Raw genomic sequence first — 20,736 nt, 5'->3', positions numbered from 1 at the left:
AGAAGAGCATGCCAAAGAATAATTATAATGATGACTCAATTCAAGTTCTAAAAGGCCTAGAAGCTGTTAGAAAGCGTCCTGGGATGTATATAGGCTCTACAGATTCACGTGGATTACATCACTTAGTATATGAAATATTTGATAACGCAGTTGATGAAGCACTATCTGGTTATGGCAAAGAAATTAACGTTATTATTCATAAAGATGATTCAATAACAGTAGTCGATAACGGACGTGGAATGCCAGTTGGAATGCATTCAATGGGAATTCCAACAGTAGAAGTAATTTTTACTGTTTTACATGCAGGTGGTAAATTTGGCCAAGGCGACTATAAAACTTCAGGCGGATTACACGGCGTTGGTGCTTCTGTCGTTAACGCACTCTCCTCAAAGTTAACTGTAAATACTGTTCGAGATGGCATTGAATATGAAGAAGATTTTGTTAACGGTGGGCAACCTGTAGGAACTTTACGTAAAATTGGTAAAGCTAAACGTAAAAGTGGTACAAAAGTAACTTTTAAACCTGATGCTAATATTTTTTCAACAACAAAATATAATTTTAATACTTTAGCAGAAAGATTAAGAGAATCTGCTTTCTTATTAAAGGGTGTAAAGATTACTTTAACAGATGAAAGAACTGACCCATATACTGAAGAAGAATTCTTATATGCGGAAGGAATTAAAGAATTCGTAGAATATTTAAATGAAGATAAAGATGTATTAGGTCCTGTCATGTACTTTGAAGGTAAAAAAGATGGTATCGAAGTTGAAGTTGCGGGCCAATATAATGATGGATATTCTGAAACTATAATGTCATTTGTTAATAATGTCCGTACTAAAGATGGTGGAACACACGAAGCTGGAATGAAAGCTGCATGGACTAAGGCTTTTAATGAGTATGCTAGAAAAATTAACCTTCTTAAAGACAAAGATAAGAATCTTGAAGGTAGTGACGTTCGTGAAGGACTTTCAGCAGTTGTTTCTGTTCGCATTCCTGAAGAATTACTACAGTTTGAAGGACAAACTAAAGGAAAATTAGGAACTCCTGAAGCTCGTCAAATTGTTGATAGTGTTGTTAATGAGCAATTAGGTTATTTCTTAATGGAAAATGGTGATTTTGCCCAAGAGTTAGTTCGAAAATCCATTAAGGCACGCGAAGCACGTGAAGCAGCACGTAAAGCACGTGATGAGAGTAGAAATGGCAAAAAGAGACGTAAAAGCGAACGCCTATTATCAGGTAAGTTAACTCCTGCGCAATCTAAGAATGCTAAGCGTAATGAATTGTTCCTAGTCGAAGGTGATTCTGCTGGTGGTTCAGCAAAACAAGGAAGAGATAGAAAATTCCAAGCAATCCTACCATTACGAGGAAAAGTATTAAATACACAAAAAGCCAAATTACAAGATATCATGAAAAATGAAGAAATCAATACCATGATTTATACTATTGGTGCTGGAGTAGGTGCAGAATTTAACATCGATGATGCAAATTATGATAAGGTTATTATCATGACTGATGCTGATACTGATGGTGCACATATCCAGACATTGTTATTAACGTTCTTCTATAAGTATATGCGACCAATGATTAATGCAGGGAGAGTATACATCGCATTACCACCATTATATAAGATTGAAAAAACTGTTAAGAAAAAGCGCGTTATTAAGTATGCATGGACTGATGCTGAATTAGAAAGTGCTACTAAAGAACTTAAAAAAGGATACACTTTACAAAGATATAAAGGGTTAGGAGAAATGAACGCTGATCAGCTTTGGGAAACAACTATGAATCCGGAAACAAGAACGTTGGTTCGTGTGAGAATAGATGATGATACAATAGCTGAAAAACGTGTTACAACTCTAATGGGTGATAAAGTAGAACCTCGTCGTAAGTGGATTGAAAAAAATGTTAAATTTACTTTAGAAGAAGATGGAAGCTTGTTAGATACAGTTGTCGCTGAAGGAGCTCATGGCGAAATTTCTGACGATAAGTTAAAGGATACAGAGGCTTTATTTGATAAAAATGATTATTAAAAACGGTAAGGAGCGTGGTAATTAATGCCGACTGAAAGAAAAATTCAAGAATTATCACTAGAAGCTGTTATGGGAGAGCGTTTTGGTAGATATTCTAAATATATTATTCAGGAACGTGCTTTACCTGATATTCGTGACGGACTAAAACCGGTTCAAAGACGCATTTTATTTGCAATGAACGAAGATGGAAATACTCATGACAAAGCATTTAGAAAATCTGCTAAGTCTGTAGGTAATGTTATGGGTAATTTCCACCCTCATGGTGATACCTCTATTTATGAAGCTATGGTTCGTTTGAGTCAAAGTTGGAAATTACGTGAACCGCTAATTGAAATGCACGGAAATAACGGTTCTATGGACGGAGACTCTCCAGCTGCTATGCGTTATACAGAAGCTAGATTATCTCAAATTGCTTCTGAAATGTTGCAAGATATTGATAAAAAAACTGTCGATATGGTACTTAATTTCGATGATACAGAATACGAACCAACCGTCTTGCCAGCACGTTTCCCTAATTTGTTAGTAAATGGGGCTACAGGAATTTCTGCTGGTTACGCAACTGAAATTCCTCCTCATAATTTGAGTGAAACAATTGAAGCTGCAATTTATTTGATAAATCATCCTAATGCTAGCCTAGACGATTTGATGCAATTTATTAAAGGACCGGATTTCCCAACCGGTGGTATTTTGCAAGGTATAGATGGAATTAAAAAAGCTTATGAAACAGGACGTGGTAGAGCGGTTTTACGTTCAAAAACTAAGATTGAAGATATCAGAGGCAATAAGCAGCAAATTATTGTTACTGAAATTCCATATGAAGTTAATAAATCAGCTTTAGTTAAACGAATTGATGAATTGAGAATATTGAAAAAAGTAGAAGGCATTTCTGAAGTAAGGGACGAAAGTGATAGAGAAGGTCTTCGAGTAGTAATTGAGTTAAAGAAAAATGCCAATGCACAAGGTATTCTAAATTATCTATTTAAGAATACAGATTTACAAGTTTCCTATAACTTTAATATGGTAGCAATCAACAATAAGCGACCTGAACACGTAGGACTAAAAACAATTTTAGAAGCTTATTTAGAACATCAACGTGAAGTAACAACTAGAAGAACAAAATTCGATTTGGAAAAAGCTAAAGCTAGAGAACATATAGTTAAAGGATTAATTAAAGCTTTATCTATTCTAGATGATGTTATTAAAACAATTCGTGCATCTAAGAATAAGTCTGATGCTAAAAAAAATTTGGTATCTGAATTTTCATTTACTGAAGCTCAAGCAGAAGCAATTGTTTCTTTACAATTATATAGGTTAACAAATACCGATGTTACTGCACTTCAAAAAGAAGCAGAAGAATTGCAAAAAGCTATTGCTAATTTTGAAAATATCCTTGCTAATCCAAAAGAACTTGATAAAGTAATTCGTAAGGAATTAAATGCTATTAATAAGAAATATGGTTCAGAACGCTTAACTATCATTCAAGATGAAATTTCATCATTGAAGATCGAAACTGAAGTAATGGTTGCTCAAGAAGATGTAATGCTACTCGTTTCCCATGATGGTTATGTTAAACGTTCATCGCTTCGATCATTCAATGCATCTGATAATGATGAGAATGGCTTGAAAGATGAAGACTATCCAATTTTACAAAGTGTTGTTAATACTTTATCACATTTATTTATTTTCACTAATAAAGGTAACCTAATTTATCGTCCTATTCATAAAGTTATAGAATCTCGTTGGAAAGACACAGGAGAACATTTATCTCAAACTGTAGGTTTAGGAAATGACGAGTATGTTTTAAATGCTTTTGTTTTTGAAAATATAGATCAAGATGCAAAGTTCTTAATAGCTACAAAAGAGGGCTATATAAAACAAGTAAAATTGGCTGATTTAAAACCAGGACGAACATATAAGACACGTGCTAGTCGATATATTAAATTAAAGACTGATGTTGATGAAGTGATTTCAGTGTCCCAAGTTGAATCTGATAAATCTCAAGTCTTTTGTGCATCCTATACAGGATATGGATTGAGATATAGTCTAGATGAAGTCCCTACTAATGGAGCTTTAGCTGCTGGTGTAAAATGCATGGATTTAAGAGATGATACATTAGCAAATGTTATTTTAGTATCTGAAAGTGACGAAGTTTCTATTATAACTCAACGTGGCAGTTATAAGAAGATGAAAGTAGCTGACGTACCATTGACTACAAGAGCAAGACGTGGTGTTCAAATTTTAAGAGAATTAAAAACTAAGCCACATCGTATAATTTTTGCTGAATTAGTTCAAACAAACCAAGAATTAGTATTATTATTGTCAGATGGTAAGCAAGAAACTGTAAAACCTGAAGATCACCAATTAAATGATAGATATTCGAATGGATCATTTGTAGTTGATGCTGAAACTGATACAATTGAAAATATCTATACTAAAATTATTGAAGATTAAAAAAAGTAGGATTATTATTCCAATTAGAATTTTGGAATAATAATTCCTACTTTTTATTTTGTCTAAGTTCTAATACAAAGTCTTCAGTTGGCGTAACAGTCAACGTTTTTTGTCCTTCATAAATAACAAATCCAGGTTTACTTCCATTAGGTTTACGAATATTTTTAACTTGAACATAGTCGATAGGAACATTAGCAGAACTTCTAAATTTAGAAAAGTACGCTGCTAACATTGCTGCCTCAAATAAAGTTTCATCGCTAGGATTATTAGACTTTATAATGACATGAGAGCCAGGAATATTTTTTGCATGTAACCAAATATCAGTCTTTTTAGCAGTATGCAAAGTGAGTTTTTCGTTTTGCAAATTATTTTTACCAACTAGAATCTCAGTTCCATCGCTTGCTATAAAAGATTCAGGCTTATTAATTTTTACTCTACTACTATGCTTACTTTTTTGTTGCTTTTTCTTAATATAACCTTCTTGTTGTAACTCCGTTTTAATATCATTTAAATCAGCAGGAGTTGCTAATTCTATTTGAGTTTGTATTTCTTCTAGATAAGCAACTTCTTTTTTAGTAAGTTCTATTTGCTCATTAACAAAAGTAACAGCATTCTTAAGTTTTTGATACTTTTTGAAGTATTTTTGTGCATTTTGAGAAGGGGACAGTTGGTTAGATAATGAGATTGTAATTTCTTTATTATTATCATAAAAATTAGGAAGAGTTATTTTAGTCATACCACGTTTAATTTGATATAAATACGTTGTTAAAACTTCTCCTTTAATACGATACTCATCAGCGTTTTCTGTAGCTTTTAATTCATTAGAGAGTTTCTTTAACTTTTTCTTATTTCGCTGCAGATTTTTTCTAATAACGTGTAGTAATTGTCCACCTTGTTGCTGTACTCTATCCCTGTTAGCTTTAGTATGATAGAAAACATCCAACATTTCACTTAAAGTAGTAAATTTTTTATCGTTAGGATTATCAGTAAAAATCGAGAAGTTATTACCATTCATTGTAGGAATAGGATCTTCTGTCATTGCAAAAAAATCATTGAAAGCCTGGACAGAATTATTTGAAGAATGCAATTTATCTGCTAAAGCAAGTGCATTATCTCTAGAAATACCTTGATATTGCTTTAATAAGTTGTCAGCTAAAACTTCGCGATTAGGGTATTTTTGTATGAGTTTTTCAAATGTATTTGATTCTTGTTCAAAAGGATTCTCTTTATTTTGGGTAGGTGGTTGACGATAAGTAGCACCTGGTAATAAAGTTCGATATCTATTTTGATCCATTCCGACATGTTTGATAGTATCAATAATCTTATTTGTTGATTGATTGATTAAAATGACATTGCTATATCTTCCCATGATTTCAGCACTTAATAGTAAAGGAAGTTTATCTCCTAATTCATTACGGGTTAGAAATTCAAAATATACAACTCTATCATTATCTAATTGCTTAATTTCTAGCAATTTTGCACCTTCCAAGTATTTTCTTAACATCATAGTAAAATTAGTTGGAACTGCTGGATTAGTATAAGGAATTTGTGTAATTTGAAATCTAGCATAACGAGGATTAGCAGATAGTAGCACAGGATAATTAGTCCTATTAGCTCTGATTGTTAAAATTACTTCATTTGGATAAGGTTGAGATATTTTAGTAACTCTACCATTTTGTAAAGTTTGATTTAATTCATGAATCATTGCATGAGTGAATAAACCATCAAAAGTCAATGATATCAGCTCCGTTCTAATTTGGTATTCACACTAATATTGATATTATACCAGATATTCATTTTTTGCATGTACTTTGCATTTTATATTTTCAAATATTTTTTGATAGTACCAAAAAATATTTGAAATTTACTGATCTATGTAGCATAATATTTTACAGGATTACTGTGAAGTGAGGTTAGGACTATGAAAAGTACAAAAGAGAACCTTTTGATAGTAAGTAAAAGTTATCAAGCTTTATTACAAAAAAGAGCTAAACAAGTTAATTTAACGGTAGCTGAATGGCAATTATTAAGATTAATTGTTGAAGGCTACAATACACAACAACTTTTAGCTGAAAATACTAATTTAGATGTATCTACATTGAGTCGACAATTATCTAGACTTGATGCCAAGCGTTTAATAAAAAAAGAAGTAATAAGAACAGAAGAAAAGATTCGTTCTCGTCCAGCATCCTCATATTCACTAAATGAGGCAGGACAAGCAAGTTTAGATAAAATGAATCAAAAATTTGAAGAATTAAATCAACAAATTTTTGAACATTGGACAGATGAAGAAGATAACTTGCTAAAAATCTTACTAAATAGATTAGCAACACGCTTACAACAAATTAATTAGTTAGGTATTTTTAAAATTTATCTTATCCTAGATAGTAAGTAGATATAATCTATGGTATGATAATAAATGTTATTATAAAAAAAGTAGGTGTACACTTTATGAAAATCGCTGTTGTTACTGATAGTACAGCTTATTTAGAACCTGAAGTGGCAGAACAATATGGAATTAAAGTTGTTCCTATTCCATTTATTATAGATAACAAGGTTTATAATGAAGGTATTGATATTACCACAGAAGAATTTTACAGCAAGTTAAAAACTTCAGAATCATTTCCAAGTACATCTCAACCTGCAATCGGAGAACTTATTAATTTATATACATCATTAGGAAATGAAGGTTATGATGCTGTAATTAGTATTCATTTAGCCGGAACAATTTCTGGCTTGGTTCAAACAATTGAAAATATCAGAGAGCAAGTTACGAATATTGATGTAATACCATTTGATTCGAAAATTACAGTTCGTTTGATGGGAAATCTTGCTATTGCTGCTGCTAAGATGGCACAAGCTGGAAAAGATGTTGATGAAATTATTTCAACTTTAGAATCACTACGAAGTACCATTAAAGAATATTTTGTTGTTGATGATTTACAAAACTTGGTTCGTGGTGGACGTTTATCAAATGCTTCAGCTTTTATTGGTAGTGTTTTAAAAATAAAACCAATCTTAACTTTTGATGATGAATCAGATAAAATTGTAGCTTTTGATAAAGTTCGCTCAACTAAGCGTGCTTTAAAGCGTGTAGAGGACTTATTTGAAGAAAATATCAAAGATCGTTCTTATCCTTTGAGACTAATAGTTTTTCATGCTAATAACGAAGAAATGGCTATGGAATGGAAAGCTAAATTACAAGAGAAATATCCGGATTATCCAATTGATGTTAGTTATTTTGGACCAGTTATCGGAACTCATTTAGGTGAAAAGGCGCTTGCTTTAGGTTGGATGAAAGATATTGAAAAATTAGATTTTTAATATTCGAAAGCTAGAGCGGATGCTTTAGCTTTTTTATATATCATAAAAAGATTAAATTATGTTTTAAGTTATATGAACTTTTTTATTAATACGATATACTCTAGGTATCAGACTAACGTTAAAACAGAAAGGTGAGTTAGAAGTGAAAATATTGAAAGGTTGGGTTCTTCCCATCGCAATCGGCTTATTAGTTGGATTGCTAATAAAAACTTTTGTATTTACGGTTGTTCGAGTAGACGGTATCTCGATGTTTCCTAATTTACAAGATAAAGAATTAGTTATGGAAATTCACCATGCTAAAATAAAACGAGATTCAGTAATTGTATTTGACGCGTATGGAGTAGATAAACGTCCAGATGTTGCTAAAAACGCGCGTTATGTTAAAAGGGTTATTGCTTTACCTGGAGATAAGGTAGAATACAAGAATAACGGTACATTATATGTAAATGGTAAAAAAGAATCTCAAAGCTACATATCTAAGAAACAGCAAAAACAAGGTACATTAAATATTCAAGAAGCTGCCGTTGAAAAACAAGGTGTAGCATTGGGTACAGGAAAAATAATTACAGTTCCTAAAAATTCATATTTTGTTTTAGGTGATAATCGAGCTGTTTCAAATGACAGTCGTTATTATGGATTTGTTCCTAAAGACAAAGTTAATGGTGTTGCAAAAGTTCCGTTTTGGAATGACAAAAAAGATTTGATAAATTCGTATGATAAAAATGATTAATTTTATGGATAACGATTTTCAAGCTAGAAAATCGTTATTTTTTTATCCGGGGCGGTTTCGGGGGACTTTTTTCTTTTAATTACACTTTCGATAATGTATATTATGTAAACTAGATAAACAAAAAAATAACAGGGAGCCCCCTATTATTATGTAATTAGCTAATTTCAAGTATTTGTTGAAATTAGCTAAAAATAGCGTCAATTAAGCAAAATTAACAGTATAATTTATTTTATGAGTTCAAAAACTTCACAAACAATTGGCGAAGAATCTGTAAAAACTTTGTTAGCAGATTTAAATTCTGCATTAAAAAACTTCACATGCGCATTATGCCAATATTCATATGAACGATTTCCTTCGCCTTCATGATATGCATGTTCAACCATAATTTGATTAAATGGTACAATTTCAACAACTTTAGTCTGTGTAACGCAAATTGGTAAATTTTGACTATCAAGAATTACATTATAATCGCCAACTTGTGGGATTCGTTCATTTTCTTCATATAATTCTAGTGCTGAAGATGTTGCTGTTTTTATGCCATTTTTGACTAAATCAGCTATATAATCAGCTGATTCTGGATCACCAAAGCTATATGCTTCATAATGACTAGATCTGCTAATACCATGATTATTACAAAAATCTGTCCAAAATTTTTCTATTAAACTGCTATTCATTGTTTTTCTCCTTATAAATAAAGATGTACATTGGAATAACGTACATCTCTTTAATTAATTATCTAATTGAATCTTCAGCATAAATTGGATGTGCATCTGTTAATTCTTTAACTTGGCGTTTTACATCAGCTAAAACTTGTTCATCATCTTTATTTTCAAGAACTGTAAGAATTAATTTAGCAACTTGATATGAATCTTCCTCATTAAAGCCACGACTAGTAATTGCTGGTGTACCGATACGAATACCACTTGTTTTGAATGGACTAAGTGTTTCGAAAGGAATTGAATTTTTATTAACCGTAATATTTACTTGATCAAGTAATTTTTCAGCTTCTTTACCATTTAAACCAAAGTTTCTAACATCTAATAGTAAAAGATGATTATCTGAACCATTAGATACTAAGCGAGCTTTTTCATTATCAGCAAAGCATAGTGCCATTTCTTGAGTATTTCTGATAATTTGTTCACCATATTCTTTGAATTCAGGTGTTAAAGCTTCACCAAAAGCAGCTGCTTTACCAGCTATAACGTGTTCTAATGGCCCTCCTTGAGTTCCTGGGAAAACATTGCTGTTTATTTTTTTAGCTAAATTTTCATCATTAGTTAAAATCATTCCTCCACGTGGACCACGGAGTGTCTTATGTGTAGTAGTTGTTGTAATATCAGCATAAGGAACAGGATTTGGATGAAGACCGACCGCAACTAAACCGGCAATATGAGCCATATCAACCATTAATTTTGCCCCTACTTCATCAGCAATTTCTCTGAATTTAGAGAAATCAATAATTCGAGAATAAGCACTGGCTCCTGCAACAATTAATTTAGGTTGATGTTCACGTGCTAATTTAGCAATTTCATCGTAGTCTAGCATTTCAGTCTTTTTATCGACACCATAACTAACAAAATTATATGTCTTTCCACTAAAGTTAACTGGAGAACCATGAGTTAAATGACCACCAGCAGCTAAGTCCATGCCCATGATGGTATCGCCAGGCTCTACCAAACTCATATAAGCAGCAGCGTTTGCTTGAGAACCTGAATGAGGTTGAACATTGACATATTTAGCACCAAAAAGTTGTTTTGCACGATCGATTGCTAAATTTTCTACAACATCAATAAATTGACATCCGCCATAATAACGGCGTCCAGGATAGCCTTCAGCATATTTATTAGTCAATACACTTCCTTGAGCGTCTAAAACGTTCTTTGAAACAATATTTTCAGAAGCAATTAACTCTATGTTGTTTTGTTGACGTTGTTCTTCGTTTGCAATGGCTTGCCATAATTCAGGGTCTAATTTCTTAAAATCCATGCGGCAATCCCCCTTCTTAACTTGATAAGTTAATTTTAGCATAAAAATTATATATTATCATTTGCTTTTTATCTAAATTACACCTATAATCTAGCTATTATTCAAATAGGAGAATGTGAATTATGAAAATTACAATTTCTAGTGATAACCATTTAGATGTAAATCGACAAGATCCTAATGAAATTGTGTACTTACAAGCTAATTATTTAAATGAACAGAATGTGGAATATTATCTTTTTGCTGGAGATATGTTTAATGATTTTCAAAAAACAAAAGACTATTTTGAAAAATTAAATACCTTAATTACTGGGAAAGCTTATTTTATTGCTGGCAACCATGATATGCTGAAAAACATAACCTTTGCAGAACTAGAAAATAATAATATCTCTGATTTTTATCTGCATAATACTTACATTGATATTCCTAATACTGATTGGCGTATCATTGGAAACAATGGATGGTATGATTATAGTTTCTCCCCTACTTTGACTGAGGATGAGATTAAGCGTTGGAAAAATACTTATTGGATTGATGCTGGTATAAAGCAACCAATATCGGATAATGAGCGTGAGCAATTAGTTTTACAGCAATCTAGACAACAATTTGATTTAGCCAAACAAGCTAAAAAGAAAGTGATATTTGTAACGCATTTTGTACCTAATAGTAAAGCTTTATGGTCAAAACCTGCTACTTTAAAGAATGACAAAGAAATTCGTATTTTTAAAATGGTGAATGCTCTTTTAGGTAGTCAACATTTAGGCGAGTTAATTCAAGATTATCCTGAAATTAAATATGTATTTTATGGACATGTACATGGTTGGCATGAACCTTTCCGAATAGCGGGTGCGACTTATCTTAACCAAGCTGTTGGTGTAAGAAAGAAAAAACGCAAATATCATGAATGGCAAAAAGATACTTTTATGGATCAATGGAAGTATCGCATGAATATTATTAATATCTAAAATAAATGATGAACTAGCTCGAAAGTATTTTGAGATACTAATTTATATTTGAAATAATATTTAGTTAATTGAATTTTAACTGTTTATTCAAGTATTTTCCGTGTATAATAAGTGAGTATGTTTTTAGGAAGGAAATTTTTATCCATGGAAAATAAAAAGAAATTTTGGACGATAATGATTATTATTTCCTGTACTTTCTGGGGAGTATCTGGAATTTTTGCTAAATTCATTTTTAACCTGGATAGAAGTAATACACCTATATTTGTAAGTCAAATAAGAATGATTATAAGTGGTTTAGTGATATTATTTTTCAGTTGGTTAAATAAAGATAAGCCTATGGAAATTTGGAAAACTAAAAAAAGTAGCTTTACAATTATCATGTTTGGGCTATTAGGTTTAATTCCAGTTCAATACTGTTATTTTGAAGCTATAAAATACGGTGATGCTTCAATAGCTACTATTCTTCAGTTTATAGGTCCTTTCTTTATACTGTTCTACTTAACAATTGTAAAGCGTCAAGCACCTAGAAGAATTGAAGTTATTTGTACAATTATTGCATTTATTGGTGTATTTATTCTTGCTACACATGGAAATATAAATCATTTAGCAATAACTCCACAAGTTTTGTTTTGGGGGCTTTTGTCAGCGATTGGAGTAGCCACTAATACTCTGATTCCCAAGTCATTAATTCATGAATTTTCTCCAACTGCCGTCACAGGCTGGGGATTACTAATTGCAGGAGTTGGATTATTTATTATCCATCCTCACGTTAGTGCTAGCATTTTAGCACCACAAGCTATTGTACCATTATTATGTGTATTAGTAATTGGAACGATTATTCCATTTCAATTATTTACTAGTGCTTTACGCTATGTTAAGGCAACAACTGCAAGTATGTTAGATGCCTTTGAACCTATTTCAGCCACAATTAGTTCTATTTTAGTTTTTAATATGCATTTCTATTTAGCTGATATGATAGGTTCAGTTCTAATAATTTTGGCTGTTATCTTATTAAACTGGCAACCAAAAGGAAAAATCCAGTAAAAAAGACATTTTCTTTTTATCGAAAATGTCTTTTTTTTACTATTTAAATTTCAATCCTCGTTTAAAATTCTTCCAGATTCCTACATCATCACTTTGAAGAATCAATCCAAAATATATTTTACTAATATAACTAGTCATTAGAGCTGTTATAGCAAATAGAATTACTAAAGAAATGCTGATTTCTACAATAGATACACTATTATCAATTACTCTAATTGGCATAAAGAATGATGATAGGAATGGTACATAAGATAATACTCTTACGATCATACTTGAAGGATTATTAATAAATACCATTGAACTCAAGAAAGATACAATGATTAGAATAGTAATTGGTTGAATTGCTTTACTTGTATCTTCAACTCTAACTACTAAAGCACCAAAGAATGCAGCTAAGGTAGTATAGATAACAATTCCCAAAACAACATATATTAGATTGACAGAAACAAGATTTAATAAGACATCTCCAATCATATCTTTGAACTTAGATACCATGTCTAAATTGATAATAAATGGGTAGATAGCTATTCCACCAAGTAAGTAAATTCCTATATGAGTTAAAATAACTCCTAAAATACCTAAAATTTTACCATAGAAGTATTTAGTTGCTGACATACTTGAAAAAATAACTTCCATAATTTTTGTTCCCTTCTCAGCAGCAATCTCTTGAGCTGTAGTTGCTGCATAAGTAAGGATGACTATGTACATTAAGAAACTTAGTATCATATATGAAATAGATTGAACAGTCTTTTTATCAACTGCTTTTTTTGCTATGTACTTCTTATATTGAGGCTGAATACTTAGTTGCTGAACTTGCTGCTTATCAAGTCTAGCATTAATAATGTTTAAAGTAGCTTGTTTACTTTGAAGAATCTGCCTAATTTTAGCTTCATCGGCAGAAGGTATTTCGATATTTCCATAGTAATTAGCAGAGATTTTTTGATTATCAGATTTAATATAAACATAGCCAACTATTTTATCATCCTTCATAGCTTTTTTAGCATCATCAACTGACTTGTATTTCCAGGTGAATGTGTCATGATGCTTTAATTGAGACTGTATCGTTTTATCAGTAGAAACAATAGCAATTTGATCATCAGGTGTCATTTTTGAACCAAAGTAACTAATGGTCGCTGATAAACCAATAAAAATGAAAGGAGATAATACTAGAAATAAAAATGACCATGATTTGACTTGACGAAGATAAGTTTCTTTGGCTACTAATAATAATTTATGCAATAGTATCACCTGCTTTCATTTTAAAAATTTCATCTAAAGTAGGTGCTTCTTGATTGAAAGTTCTAATGTATTCACCTTTAGTTAATAAAGAATACAATTCTTTTCCTGCTTGTTCATTATCAATTACTAAACGATAACTTCCATTTTTGGTTAGATTTACGGAAATAACATGTGGTAGATTTGCTAGTTCTGTTTCAGTCATTGGAGTTCGTACGAAAATTCTCGTTAATCCAAAACTTTCTCTAACATCTTGAATCGATCCATCTAGAACTTTAAGACCATTATTTATCATAATTACGTTGTCACAAAGTTCCTCAACATTATTCATAGAATGATCAGAAAAAATAATCGTTGCTCCACGCTCTTGTTCAGCAATGATAACTTGTTTTAATAAATCTGTATTAATAGGATCCAATCCGCTAAATGGTTCATCTAGAATAATTAGATCGGGTTTATGTATTAATGTTGTAATTAACTGAATTTTTTGTTGGTTTCCTTTTGATAAACTTTTAATTTTATCATTCATTTTACCAACTACCTGAAGTCTATCTAACCATTTTGGTAGTTCAGATTTTACTTTAGCAGTAGACATTCCCTTTAAATTTGCTAAATATTTAACCTGAGAATAAACTGTTAATTTAGGCATTAGGCTGCGTTCTTCCGGTAAATATCCGATATTAGCATAACTATTTTCATCAATACGTTTATTATTGAAAGTAATATTACCACTGTAATCTATAAAATTCAGAATAGAATGGAAGGTTGTCGTTTTTCCTGAACCATTTTTGCCAATAAATCCAGTTATCTTACCAGCAGGAGCAGAAAATGAAATGTTTTTTAGTACATTTTTGCTACCAAAACTTTTGTTAAGATTAGTGATTTTAAGCATATTTTAATACCTCCTTAAGTTAAATTTTACTCTAAAAATAGATGTAAATAAATAAAAAAAGTTTTCTAATCAAAGAAAACTTTTTAAACATATTATACATTACCATAGATGAAGAAAGTTACAGGCTTATGATCTTTTATTGCATAAAAACAAGATGATTTCTTCATAGCTTTTCGTTTTAATCCTTTATGTTCATAAAATTTATATGCACAACCAGTATCTGTATGCAAAAAGTAGGATTTTAAGTGTTGTTTCTTCAAGTATATTTCAAACTGACGATATAACTTGCTACCTATACCATATCCACGAAATTTTGGACTGACAACAAATAAATTCAATTCAGCATCATAATTCTTGGGAAGTTTTTCTTCCAGTGTTTGTAAAATTTGCTCTTCACCTTCCCAATTTTGCACAACTTCTTCTTGAGGAATAAAAAATTGCTTTATTTTTAGCCAGATACTACGCATAATTACGTTCCAATTGCGATGTTCTTTTTGTAAATTTGCTGCTATAAGAACTCCAGCAACCTTTCCATCAACTGTAGCAACACGAGCGTAACTTGCATTAGTCATACATTCTAGAAAATACATTCTACTTTCTAGTAGTTCATCATTCTCGCCATCAAAATTCCAAGTCTTATTCAATATCTGGGCTATATCACCTTCATCAGACTCATTTAATGGACGAATTTTTATCATTATAAATCTCTCCTTACCCTTGAATAATATTACTCTAACATTGATAACGTTTTTAATTCAAGAATAAGAAATACTTTTATTTAATTTCTTTAGGAATTCTTTTAATTTTGACTATACTTTGTTTACAATTTTTATGTATGCTATATTTATAGCAAGAAAGGGATGATTAATATGCTACTTAATTTATTAGGCTTTGTATTATTACTTATGACTAGTGTCGTTTTAGGAATTTTGGTATGGAATACTCGTATAAATCAACCAAGTCAAGTGACTGTGCGCATTAAGGATAATAATTATGATTCTAAAAAGTAAATATTATATAAAAAAACAGGTAATGAGTTAAAAATCATTACCTGTTTCTTATTTAATCTTATTTAACAGCGTCTTTCAAAGATTTACCTGGCTTAAATGCAGGAACTTTGCTTGCTGGAATTTCGATTTCTTCTCCTGTTTGTGGGTTGCGACCCTTACGAGCTGCACGTTCACGTACTTCGAAGTTACCAAAACCGATTAATTGTACTTTTTCACCGTCAACTAATGCGTCTTGAATTGTTTCAAAAACTGCGTCAACAGCAACTGTTGCATCTTTCTTAGTTAAACCTGTCTTTTCTGCAACACGTTCAATCAATGCTGCTTTGTTTGCCATGTATTCCACCTCCTCAGAGAATGTCATACTCAAATCACAAAATGTAATTTAGTATCCTTTATTAGGATAGCATAGAAAGCCTATGATATCAATGTTTTTGAATTATTTGTATAATAATAATTATTTTCTTCTTCGTTCAATAATATGAATCGGAGTACCTTCAAAGTCAAAAGCTTCACGAATTTGATTTTCCAAGAATCGTTCATATGAAAAATGCATTAATTCTGGATCATTTACGAAAATTACAAATGTAGGTGGCTTAATTGCTACCTGAGTTGCATAGTAAATTCTTAATCTCTTGCCATTATCTGTTGGTGTTGGATTATGTGCAATTGCATCCATTACAACATCATTTAGAATAGCAGATGAGATGCGTTGTTCATGATTATCATTTACACGCTTAATTAACTCAGGAAGTTTATCAAGTCGTTGCTTTGTTTTGGCAGATACAAAAACAATTGGAGCATAACTTAGGTATTGAAATTCTTGTCTAATAAGATTTTCAAAGTCAGACATTGTTTTGTTGTCTTTTTTCAAAGTATCCCATTTATTAACAACAATAACAATTGCTCGTCCAGCTTCATGAGCATATCCAGCTACGTGTTTATCTTGTTCACGAATACCTTCTTCAGCATTTAATACCACACATACCACATCAGATCTATCAATAGCACGCATAGCACGTAAAACTGAATATTTTTCAGTATTTTCGTAAACTTTACCTTTCTTTCGAATACCAGCTGTATCAATCATAGTATACTTTGTACCATCTTCAGTTTCAAAGCGAGTGTCAATTGCATCTCGAGTTGTACCTTCAATGTTTGAAACAATAACTCGATTTTCACCTAAAATAGCATTAACTAATGAAGATTTACCAACATTTGGACGTCCAATAAAACTAAATTTAATGGAATCATCTTCTTCGTTAGTTGCATCTTTAGGAAATTCTTTAATAATTTTATCAAGTAAATCACCAGTACCAATACCGTGAGTACCAGCAACTGGAATTGGTTCACCAAAACCAAGTGAGTAAAAGTCGTAAATATCAGCTCTTAATTCAGGATTATCTACCTTATTAACGGCTAGAACTACTGGTTTATCGGTACGATATAAAATCCTTGCAACCTTTTCGTCTGCATCTGTAACTCCTTCTTTAACACTAACTACAAAGATAATTACATCAGCTTCTTCGATTGCGATTTCTGCTTGCTCAGTAATTTGAGTTAAAAATGGTTCATCACCAATATCGATACCACCTGTATCAATTAAGTTGAAAGGATGTCCCAACCATTCAGTACGAGCATAAATTCTATCTCTTGTAACACCAGGTGTATCTTCAACAATAGAAATTCTCTCCCCGGCTAATCGATTAAAAATTGTTGATTTTCCAACGTTAGGTCTACCAACAATTGCTACTACTGGATTTGCCATCTAATTCGCCTCCTATATTCTATAATCATTAAAAAAGAGCGGAAAGTAATTCCACTCTCTAAGTTAAAAGTTAATTTTTAACAAATTATTGTTCGTCTTTTAATTGGTCACCAACAATGTCACCCAAAGTAAATCCTGTATCTTCTTCAGGAATTTCTACTTTTTCTTCCTTCTTAGGAGCTGCTTCTTTCTTTTCAACTGCTGGTTTTTCTTGTAATGCTTTAATAGATAAAGCTAGACGATGATCTGCTGCGTCAACGCTCAATACTTTAACTTGAACTTTTTCGCCAGAAGTTAATACTTCGTTAGGTGTAGCAATGTGCTTGTGTGAGATTTGAGAAATGTGTACTAAACCTTCAACACCTGGTAATACTTCAACAAATGCACCGAAACTTGTAAGACGCTTAACTGTACCTTCAAGAACGTCACCTTCAGCAACTTGTTCAGGAACTTGTTCCCATGGTTCAGGTAATGTTTGTTTGATAGATAGAGAAATTCTACCTTTTTCTGCGTCTACAGAAAGAACCTTAACTTTAACTTCTTGTCCAACTTTCAATGCATCAGCAGGTTTGTTTACACGTTCGTAAGAAATTTCAGAAACGTGAACTAAACCATCAACACCACCAAGGTCAATAAATGCACCAAAGTTTGTTAAACGAGCTACCTTACCTTCAACTACGTCACCAGCAACAAGTTTTTCCATAACAGCTTGACGCTTAGCTTCACGTTCAGCTTGTACTAATTCTTTACGAGATAAGATTAAGCGATTATCACTTGGTTCGATTTCAACAATCTTAAGTTCAAGTTCTTGACCTTTGAATTGGTTTAAATCTTCAACAAAGTGGTCAGATACCATTGATGCAGGTACAAAACCACGAACACCAGCATCAACAACTAAACCACCCTTTACAACTTGTGTAACAGGAGCCTTGATAGTTTCGCCAGCTTTGAACTTATCTTCAATTTCGTTCCACACTCTACGTGCTTCTAAACGACGTTGAGACAATAAGTAGCTTCCACCTTCTTTATCTGACCCAATGCGAGCAATAACAACTAAATCTAACATGTCACCAGCTCTGTATGTGTCAGCAACTTTATCAGCATTTACGCTTAATTCACGTACAGGTACAACACCTTCTACACCAGTGTTTTCGATACCAACGATAACTTGGTTAGATTCATCAATTGTTAATACTTCACCTTTAACAACGTCTCCAACTTTAACTTCTTTAACGCTGTTCAAAGCTTCTTCTAATAAGTTTGCTTCTGTTTCACTCATGGACAATGTCCTCCTTAACGACTATAACTATACATGTTATTTTAACTTAAATTAATAGTAAATTCCAGTCAAAATACACGATTTGTGACGTTTTGATACCACAAAACATCTTTACTTATTATTATATCACTATCTTGTAATTTGAAAAATATAAAATTTAATAATTTTAAAACAAAATTGATACATTAGATTATTAATTAATATCAGTTATATCTTTGTAAAAAATTCACACATTGAGTATATACAATCTGCTATTATTTAACTAAAAAATTCATTTTTGGAAATTCTTTCTGATAAATTAAGTATATTATCATGGATAAGGTGGATTGTTTTTAGAAATTCAGCATCCTCTTTACCAGTAGGATCATCTAGTCCCCAATCTTCCCTGTATTTGCATGGTATTACGGGACAATTAACATTGCAGCCCATTGTAATTATTATATCTACTTGTGGTAGTTCAGATAATAACTTGGAAGACTGTGTTTCTTCCATATCAATTTGATATATTTCCTTTATTAAACGAACTGCATCCTGGTTAATTTGAGGTACTGTCTCAGTTCCAGCAGAAAAACTTTCAAAAACATCTGCAGCGAGATATTTACCTAAAGCTTCTGCTATTTGACTACGACAAGAATTATGAACACATATAAATGCTACTTTAGGTTTCTTCATAGTAAATACCACCTTTCAATAATATTTTACAATAAAAAATAGAGAACTTGAAATAGTTTATTCAAGTCCTCCGATTTTTATTATTTAATAATATTGTTTAATTCTTGACCTTCAGCTTTTTGCCATTGATCACTGTAGAAATAGTTATTAATTTTGTAATTATTATTCTTATTAACTTTATCTTTGCCATCTAAAAATGGTTTAACTGATTTATCCACGGTTAACCAACCATGCCAACCTAAGTGGATAGTATCTTGCATAAAGTATGGCTTGCCGCCATCATTACTTAAATCGAGGATATTATTAAATCCTTGTTCACGTAATTGGTAAGTAACTTTCTTATCAAATTGACGAAGCATACTCTTTGATAATCCTGTATAGTTAGACCATTTTTCATTAACTGGTGGGATTATAAAGAGAACATCATTATTATTTTCAGCGAATTGGTTCAATACCAATTGGAAATCTCCAAATTCTGGTGAAGATACGTAGTCAAAGTTACTTTGTTCACCCTTTAAACGTTTATACTTATCTTTTAGCTCTCGATTCCAAAACTTATTAGAAATACCAAAATTATTGTTAGTAGTTGCTTTCTCACCTAACTTAGTTGCTAAAGATTCAAGCTCTGCGTTGTCTTCTTTAGCTGGCAGTTTCTTACTAGCTTTCTTAATTTTCTTCACCCTATTTTTTAAAGAAAGAGTTGAGAAAAATTGATCTTCATGAGTTAACTGATTATATTTCAAATCAAGATAAGTTTTTTGAGTAGCTGAAAGTTTTTTACTATTAGCAATTTGTTCAATACAATCTTTCAAAAAAGAATCTGAATGATTTTTTTGTATTTTTAACAATCTTTGCGCAGCATATCTATCCATTTTAGAATTATTTGCTTGTCTTAACCAAGTAACAGCTTCTAAATTTGAATAGTACATAGAGAAAGCAGCAGGATTTATCCCTTGCTTAACAAACCATTGTGGAGAAATAATAAAAACAACTTTTTTATTTTTTAGTTCATTATTAACACCTTGCATTCCCCAGAATTGTGTTAATGATTGTGAACCAGCTGCTCCCAGTAAAAATGGTTGATAATCTCGATGATATCTCAAAGCCATTGATGCTGGATGGAAGGCATCCATACGGGATAATTCTGAAGAACCCATGAAAGGTACATAATTTTGTTCAAAGGCTGCTTTTTTTACAGCAGTTCCTTTGAAAATATTATTTGATTGTGATAAAGAAGCTTCATGAATTTCTTTAGAATCTGGTTTGGTAAAATTAAATGGTGTTACTAAAACTACTGCCAATAAGACTGCTGCTAATACTAGTGGTCCAAATATTAGAAATAGTTTTTTCTTCAT

At 31.7% G+C, this 20,736-nt stretch carries 19 protein-coding genes; 8 read left to right on the top strand and 11 right to left on the bottom strand.

The window, feature by feature from the left end; genetic code table 11:
• Positions 1 to 8 precede the first annotated feature (8 nt).
• Together parE and parC are read left to right on the top strand one after the other, a co-directional pair.
• Positions 9 to 2,030 carry a DNA topoisomerase IV subunit B gene (gene parE, locus NOU10_RS05755; RefSeq protein ID WP_003710138.1) on the top strand — a complete coding sequence of 674 codons (2,022 nt, stop codon included), beginning with the start codon at positions 9 to 11 and terminating at the stop codon, positions 2,028 to 2,030.
• A 24-nt stretch (positions 2,031 to 2,054) separates the two neighbouring features.
• The gene (gene parC / locus NOU10_RS05750) at positions 2,055 to 4,481 is read left to right on the top strand and encodes a DNA topoisomerase IV subunit A (RefSeq protein ID WP_255906279.1); all 2,427 of its coding nucleotides are present in this window, start codon (positions 2,055 to 2,057) and stop codon (positions 4,479 to 4,481) included.
• Between the two features lie 46 nt (positions 4,482 to 4,527).
• Here parC and NOU10_RS05745 read toward each other — a convergent pair whose 3' ends face one another.
• Positions 4,528 to 6,216 carry an NFACT RNA binding domain-containing protein gene (locus NOU10_RS05745; RefSeq protein WP_255906277.1) on the bottom strand — a complete coding sequence of 563 codons (1,689 nt, stop codon included), beginning with the start codon at positions 6,214 to 6,216 and terminating at the stop codon, positions 4,528 to 4,530.
• Positions 6,217 to 6,402: 186 nt separating this feature from the next.
• Between NOU10_RS05745 and NOU10_RS05740 the strand changes: the two genes are divergently transcribed.
• From NOU10_RS05740 to lepB, 3 genes are all read left to right on the top strand, one after another.
• Positions 6,403 to 6,834 carry a MarR family winged helix-turn-helix transcriptional regulator gene (locus tag NOU10_RS05740; RefSeq protein WP_003700220.1) on the top strand — a complete coding sequence of 144 codons (432 nt, stop codon included), beginning with the start codon at positions 6,403 to 6,405 and terminating at the stop codon, positions 6,832 to 6,834.
• Positions 6,835 to 6,932: 98 nt separating this feature from the next.
• Positions 6,933 to 7,805 carry a DegV family protein gene (locus NOU10_RS05735; RefSeq protein WP_003706288.1) on the top strand — a complete coding sequence of 291 codons (873 nt, stop codon included), beginning with the start codon at positions 6,933 to 6,935 and terminating at the stop codon, positions 7,803 to 7,805.
• Positions 7,806 to 7,947: 142 nt separating this feature from the next.
• A complete protein-coding gene (gene lepB, locus NOU10_RS05730) occupies positions 7,948 to 8,535 on the top strand; it encodes a signal peptidase I (protein ID WP_250200337.1) in 588 nt (195 codons plus the stop codon).
• Positions 8,536 to 8,759: 224 nt separating this feature from the next.
• Here the strand turns inward: lepB and NOU10_RS05725 are convergent, their stop codons facing one another.
• Both NOU10_RS05725 and glyA read right to left on the bottom strand, forming a co-directional pair.
• A complete protein-coding gene (locus NOU10_RS05725; RefSeq protein ID WP_255906276.1) occupies positions 8,760 to 9,209 on the bottom strand; it encodes an ASCH domain-containing protein in 450 nt (149 codons plus the stop codon).
• Between the two features lie 58 nt (positions 9,210 to 9,267).
• Positions 9,268 to 10,521 (bottom strand): serine hydroxymethyltransferase, encoded by a 1,254-nt coding sequence (gene glyA / locus NOU10_RS05720; RefSeq protein WP_069469277.1) that lies wholly within the window; start codon positions 10,519 to 10,521, stop codon positions 9,268 to 9,270.
• 122 nt (positions 10,522 to 10,643) lie between these two features.
• Between glyA and NOU10_RS05715 the strand changes: the two genes are divergently transcribed.
• Positions 10,644 to 11,483, top strand: a complete 840-nt coding sequence (locus tag NOU10_RS05715) for a metallophosphoesterase (RefSeq protein ID WP_255906275.1) — start codon at positions 10,644 to 10,646, stop codon at positions 11,481 to 11,483.
• A gap of 144 nt (positions 11,484 to 11,627) precedes the next feature.
• Positions 11,628 to 12,527: a DMT family transporter gene (locus tag NOU10_RS05710; protein WP_255906274.1), complete on the top strand. Its 900-nt coding sequence runs from the start codon at positions 11,628 to 11,630 to the stop codon at positions 12,525 to 12,527.
• A 39-nt stretch (positions 12,528 to 12,566) separates the two neighbouring features.
• On the opposite strand, the gene NOU10_RS05705 is transcribed toward NOU10_RS05710, so the two are convergent.
• The 3 genes from NOU10_RS05705 to NOU10_RS05695 all read right to left on the bottom strand — a co-directional run bounded on the left by NOU10_RS05705 (position 12,567) and on the right by NOU10_RS05695 (position 15,353).
• On the bottom strand, positions 12,567 to 13,775 hold the full coding sequence (locus tag NOU10_RS05705; RefSeq protein WP_255906273.1) for an ABC transporter permease: 1,209 nt from the start codon (positions 13,773 to 13,775) through the stop codon (positions 12,567 to 12,569).
• The gene (locus NOU10_RS05700) at positions 13,759 to 14,655 is read right to left on the bottom strand and encodes an ABC transporter ATP-binding protein (RefSeq protein ID WP_255906272.1); all 897 of its coding nucleotides are present in this window, start codon (positions 14,653 to 14,655) and stop codon (positions 13,759 to 13,761) included. Before NOU10_RS05700 ends, NOU10_RS05705 begins: the two co-directional genes overlap by 17 nt.
• A 92-nt stretch (positions 14,656 to 14,747) precedes the next feature.
• On the bottom strand, positions 14,748 to 15,353 hold the full coding sequence (locus tag NOU10_RS05695; RefSeq protein ID WP_160996126.1) for a GNAT family N-acetyltransferase: 606 nt from the start codon (positions 15,351 to 15,353) through the stop codon (positions 14,748 to 14,750).
• A 171-nt stretch (positions 15,354 to 15,524) separates the two neighbouring features.
• On the opposite strand from NOU10_RS05695, the gene NOU10_RS05690 reads away from it, so the two are divergent.
• Entirely contained in the window at positions 15,525 to 15,665 is a 141-nt protein-coding gene (locus NOU10_RS05690) for a hypothetical protein (RefSeq protein WP_003700236.1), read from the top strand.
• Positions 15,666 to 15,723: 58 nt separating this feature from the next.
• Here NOU10_RS05690 and NOU10_RS05685 read toward each other — a convergent pair whose 3' ends face one another.
• The 5 genes from NOU10_RS05685 to dltD all read right to left on the bottom strand — a co-directional run bounded on the left by NOU10_RS05685 (position 15,724) and on the right by dltD (position 20,736).
• Entirely contained in the window at positions 15,724 to 15,999 is a 276-nt protein-coding gene (locus NOU10_RS05685) for an HU family DNA-binding protein (protein ID WP_003701976.1), read from the bottom strand.
• 120 nt (positions 16,000 to 16,119) lie between these two features.
• Positions 16,120 to 17,430: a ribosome biogenesis GTPase Der gene (gene der, locus NOU10_RS05680; protein ID WP_160944439.1), complete on the bottom strand. Its 1,311-nt coding sequence runs from the start codon at positions 17,428 to 17,430 to the stop codon at positions 16,120 to 16,122.
• A gap of 85 nt (positions 17,431 to 17,515) precedes the next feature.
• Positions 17,516 to 18,709 (bottom strand): 30S ribosomal protein S1, encoded by a 1,194-nt coding sequence (gene rpsA, locus NOU10_RS05675; RefSeq protein ID WP_255906271.1) that lies wholly within the window; start codon positions 18,707 to 18,709, stop codon positions 17,516 to 17,518.
• A 258-nt stretch (positions 18,710 to 18,967) separates the two neighbouring features.
• On the bottom strand, positions 18,968 to 19,381 hold the full coding sequence (locus tag NOU10_RS05670) for an arsenate reductase ArsC (RefSeq protein ID WP_069469270.1): 414 nt from the start codon (positions 19,379 to 19,381) through the stop codon (positions 18,968 to 18,970).
• Between the two features lie 80 nt (positions 19,382 to 19,461).
• Positions 19,462 to 20,736 (bottom strand): D-alanyl-lipoteichoic acid biosynthesis protein DltD, encoded by a 1,275-nt coding sequence (dltD, locus tag NOU10_RS05665; RefSeq protein ID WP_255906270.1) that lies wholly within the window; start codon positions 20,734 to 20,736, stop codon positions 19,462 to 19,464.

Origin of the sequence: Ligilactobacillus sp. MP3, assembly GCF_024436335.1 — a bacterium.
GTDB lineage: Bacteria > Bacillota > Bacilli > Lactobacillales > Lactobacillaceae > Ligilactobacillus > Ligilactobacillus salivarius.
The sequence above is the reverse complement of the archived record's forward strand: the minus strand, read 5'-3'. Positions and strand labels throughout refer to the sequence as shown.